This window comes from Okeania sp. SIO3B5 (assembly GCF_010692555.1).
Classification (GTDB): domain Bacteria; phylum Cyanobacteriota; class Cyanobacteriia; order Cyanobacteriales; family Microcoleaceae; genus Okeania.
In genome coordinates this window covers 1-4,725 of record NZ_JAAHHG010000671.1, presented here as the reverse complement: position 1 = coordinate 4,725, position 4,725 = coordinate 1, and the positions used below count along the sequence as shown (strand labels likewise).

4 protein-coding genes are annotated in these 4,725 nt (G+C 36.1%); 2 read left to right on the top strand and 2 right to left on the bottom strand.

Features of this window, described 5'->3' with window-relative positions:
• Positions 1-167: 167 nt before the first annotated feature.
• Together F6K54_RS40640 and F6K54_RS40635 are read left to right on the top strand one after the other, a co-directional pair.
• Positions 168-1,256 carry a DUF4335 domain-containing protein gene (locus tag F6K54_RS40640; RefSeq protein WP_293090114.1) on the top strand — a complete coding sequence of 363 codons (1,089 nt, stop codon included), beginning with the start codon at positions 168-170 and terminating at the stop codon, positions 1,254-1,256.
• A gap of 85 nt (positions 1,257-1,341) precedes the next feature.
• Positions 1,342-2,208 carry an OmpA family protein gene (locus tag F6K54_RS40635; protein ID WP_293090113.1) on the top strand — a complete coding sequence of 289 codons (867 nt, stop codon included), beginning with the start codon at positions 1,342-1,344 and terminating at the stop codon, positions 2,206-2,208.
• A 223-nt stretch (positions 2,209-2,431) separates the two neighbouring features.
• Here the strand turns inward: F6K54_RS40635 and F6K54_RS40630 are convergent, their stop codons facing one another.
• Positions 2,432-3,772: an MFS transporter gene (locus tag F6K54_RS40630; RefSeq protein WP_293090112.1), complete on the bottom strand. Its 1,341-nt coding sequence runs from the start codon at positions 3,770-3,772 to the stop codon at positions 2,432-2,434.
• 735 nt (positions 3,773-4,507) lie between these two features.
• On the bottom strand, positions 4,508-4,725 hold a 218-nt coding region (locus F6K54_RS40625), incomplete at its 5' end, for a hypothetical protein (protein ID WP_293090110.1).

The window sequence follows — 4,725 nt, the reverse complement described above, 5'->3', positions numbered from 1 at the left end:
TCCCAATCCCCCAATCTCCCAATCTCCCAATCTCCCAATCTCCCAATCTCCCCATCTCCCAATCTCCCAATCTCCCAATCTCCCAATCTCCCAATCTCCCAATCTCCCAATCTCCCCCAACTATATAATAAGTATTCAACCGGTGATTTTTATGGAGCAGAAGTGCAATGACGATTCAACGTCAGTACAGTTTGCCTAATTGTAAATTGGTTTTACAAGGTTTGAGTGAAACTGGAAGTCCTAATTTAAGTCAAGGACAGGTATTATCTATTTTGACCAATGCTGAATGTCATATTCAAGGCCAAGAACCATCATTAACTGGGGGACGAGATTTTTTTGACAGCTTGGTAAGACAAGTTAGTAGTTATGCCCAAGAATTTCTCAGTGGAATATCTTTGCCTAGACATCAAAGTGAAAGTCAAGAGTTGGTGCATTTACAGAGAATAGATACAAATCTACACAGATTGACAGTTTCTGACGGCAATGTTCCAGAGCAAAAACCTGGAAGAATTGTTGATTTAAATACAGTCCAACTATTCGATTTGGTTGAGGCAGTGGACCAGTTTTTTGCTGATTCTTTGACTTTACCTGGTTTCTCTCTGGCAGTAAGACCAGTTTCTCGAAAAGAGGCAAAATTAGGAGAACCTGTAGCTCAGAAAGTTATACCTGCTGCTGTGGGAATGTCTGGTTTGGCATTAGCTACTCTGGCATTATTCTTTGTCCCTATTCCAGAAGTACAACGTCCTAAAGATCCTCAACCACAGTCAAATGAAAGTATTGATAATTTAGAGGCATCTCCTAACAGTACTTCAGAACCTGGTTTTAATCCTACCCCTACACCTGAAGGTTTGGACTCATCACCAGATGCCACGATTAATTCATCAAATGAAGTGGATGGGGAAGATACTTCTGAACAGACGCTCACCGAAGAAAATTTAGAGACGTCTTTGACTAGCAGTTCCGAAATTACTGATGAAGCAGAGATTCAACGATTAAAGAATTTACTGTATGACAAAATTAATAATGCTTGGACAACAGAAATCAACGAAACTTTGACTTATCGTGTGACAGTAGCTTCAGATGGTTCTATTATTGGCTATAAACCCATAAGTCCGGCAGATGCTAATGAGGCAGATAAGATTCCTCTGCCAGATTTACTTGATAAGAAAGCATCAGGTGAGGAGAATAATCAATCTATAGTTGAGTTTAAGGTGTTGTTTCAAGAAAATGGTACATTGGAAATAGAACCTTTGTAGTTCAAAACTCCGGTATTATGTCTTATTTATCAATTTCAGTTTTTGAGGTAGCATCCAATTAGAATAATCATAGAATGGAAAAACCGTGAGTAAATCTTCTCTTGATCGGAAACCTAGTATTAGGAGTCCGGGAATAGGTTTGTTAATACTATCCTTAATATTTAGATTCTTACTGTTGGTGGTAACTAGCGGTTTTTCCTGGGTTTTGGGAATGGCGATCGCTTTTCAATATCCTTCTACTACTCAAGAGATACCTATAGCAGAAAAATTACTCCGTGGTGTTAGAAGTATAGTATCTCAGAAAAAGTTACCTCAATCCTCAAGATCTACCCCCGCTTCTACTTCAGAAATTATTATGCCTCAAGTTGAACTGACTGAGGCACAAAGAAAGGAATTACAAACAGAGCTTAAACAGTTACAAACACAGTTAAATAGTTTAATTAGTCGTATCAGGAATTTAGAAAATCAACTGGGTGTGAGAAAATCGGATGGAAATTTAGAGGCAAGATTGGACTTAATATCTCAACAGTTAGCTTTGCCTATCTCTGCTCGTCAGAATAAACAAGTAATAAATAAGCCTTCTCAGCCAGTTTTTAGTGAAAATACAATGATGGTTACTCTTCCTAGTGATGTTTTGTTTAAGTCTGGTAGTAATACAATTCGTTCTGAGGGAAGGTCAATTTTAGATAATTTAATTGGTGAATTGAAAAATTATCCAGAAATGACAATTAGTGTTTCTGGTTATACTGATAATCTAGGTAAAATGAAGGTCAATCAGGAAAAATCATTTTTGCAGGCAGAAGGAGTAGCAGAATATTTCTCAAAAAATATGGGCGATCGCTACCGTTTTTTGGTTATTGGTTATGGAGAGTCTAATCCTATAGTAGAAAATAATTCTAAGACTAATCGGCAACGTAATCGTAGGATTGAGGTTAAGATTCATCAAAAATAAGGAAGAAGGTAGAAGGAATAGGGTAAGGAATGAGGATTTATTAACTTCCAGATTTCCTGCACAGAAACATTGCAGTGCAATACTCCTAACCAAAGACTGTGGATATTATTTGATCGTCATTTCTAAACATCTAGCGATCATCAAAAATCAAATCACTTATTCTGTAGGGACGTTGCATGCTACTCCCTACTCCCTACTCCCTACTCCCTTTTTTCCAGAGGAGCTACTGCATCAAAACAGTTTGTTCAGTATTATCAGATTCAGTATTACCAACTTCAAAGCGATCGGCATCAGGCAACTCTCTCTCTACCCTCCTTAACTCTGGAGTGCGATAGGCAACTAATACTGCTCCAATATTCAATAAACCCATCAACACAAATAATAAAGCCATTCCTCGGCCATCTCCAACACCAATAATTCTTCCTACGCTACTTGCTAACATTCCATTTTCACTCATCAATGGTTTAAACATAAACTCCACTAAAGGCGCTGCACTTAAATGAGTAATTACTAATAAAGACTTTTCCATCATATTCTGCAATGCAAAAACTCGTCCTTGTAAATCTTGAGGTACTTTCTGTTGCCAAATAGTATGATTCAAACTAACAATAACTGCCCTGGAAAATAAATAACCAAAACCACCAATTGCAGCTAATACTACAGCAGTTTTGAATCCCCCTAAACATAGACATAATCCCTGAATAAATGCAAAGATTAAAATTCCTTCTATTCGACGCTTAGTACCTCCCCATAAACTGACTGTCACACTACCTAGTAACATTCCAATGCCACTAACAGACATTACTATTCCTAACTCTTTTTCAGAGGCAAAACTTAATACCATTGGCAAGAATAAAACTTGCAATACTCCTGCACTTAGGTAGATAACACCAAAGAATATAGTCAACTTCCGTAAACCAGAACGTATAACTACATAATTCCAACCTGAAATAACTTCCTGCCATAACTCTTCAATACTTACTCTACGTCTAGTAATTTTCTTTTTTCTTCTGGGGAATTTTATACTCAACAGAGTCAGCAACCCAAACAGATAAGTACCAAAGTCTACTAATAATACTCCATGAAGATGGATTTTAATAATCAACAATCCAGCTATACTTGGACCTAGTATTCTTGCTGTTGCCATTGCACCTTGTACCATCCCATTTGCGCGACTCAGGTGTTGTACTGGCACAAGTTGAGTGATGGCAGAGGTGTAAGCTGGCCATTGAAAAGCGTTACAGACGGAACTAATACCTACTGCTATATAGATATGCCAAACTTGCAGTTGCCCAGAGAAGACCAATAACATTATTGCAAATGCTGTTACTCCAGTGATTGAGTCACTGACAATCATTACTCTACGCCGACTCCAGCGATCTACCATTGCACCAGCAAATGGTGAAATGAAGAGACTAGGTAGATGAATGAATAAGGATAACAGAGCATAATGAGTAATTGAACCTGTTGTTTGATAAACCCATACTGCTAGAGCGAATTCACTCAGACTAGAACCGAATAGGGAAACAATTTGTCCCAACCATATAAATAAGAATGTTTGCATAACCTTGAGTTGCTAGAGGAATGAAAAAAGAATGGAATAGCATTGATTCAGTAGATTTTTTAATACCTAATCATAACTTCCTAAAGTTATCTGATTAAGTCTGATTAAGTATGTATTAATATGTCGATTTTTTTTGATGACTGCTACAGCTATTAAAAGTTTCGTTTTACCCAAAAAATTAATTTTCTGCTAGCTATTCAAGTAGATTTACCTAATTAAGTTAATAACTAAAATTCCTTAGTTTATTAGGCTTTTTAACTAATAGTATCTTTTAGTATCTCTATTTACTTTAACTGGATATTTTTTAACTAGCTTAAAGATTATATTGTCTTAATCTTTTTCTAAATAAGCTTTAACGAATATTTTATGTAATACTATTGTTTAAAGGAATTCAAGAAGTATTGTTGTAAAATACACAAAAAAATATAGAAAATTCCATAGAGTTTTCAGGATATAATTTTGAGAAAAACAATCAGAATGTTATTTAAGTTGATTCATATATACGAAGTTAATTTTTGGGAAAAAATTGGGGAAATTTTTGGGTGCATCTCAATGCGTGAATAAAGCAAAAAAATTATCGCTTTTAGGGAACAGGGAGCAGGGAACAGGGAACAGGGAACAGGGAATATATAGGAAAAAAAGTATTTTTGCTTGCTATGAAATGCACCCAAATTTTTCAAGTAAATTTAAATTAGGGTGGGGTTAAAGAAAATTATCTGTAGTTAATATCAAATTTTAAGTAGTTTCTCCTTGAGATTTTTCTCTACTCCAAATGCCTATAATTAGGGCTTGCTGAAAAAGTCTTATGGGTGCAGGTAGGAGACAGGAGACAGGAGACAGGAGACAGAATAAATGGGAATTTGGAGGAGGTAGGAGTAAGAATTTTCCCAATATTGTTCTGCCCAACTCTTGACCAAAATCCTGAATTTTTGAACCATTACCACCTAAAACCT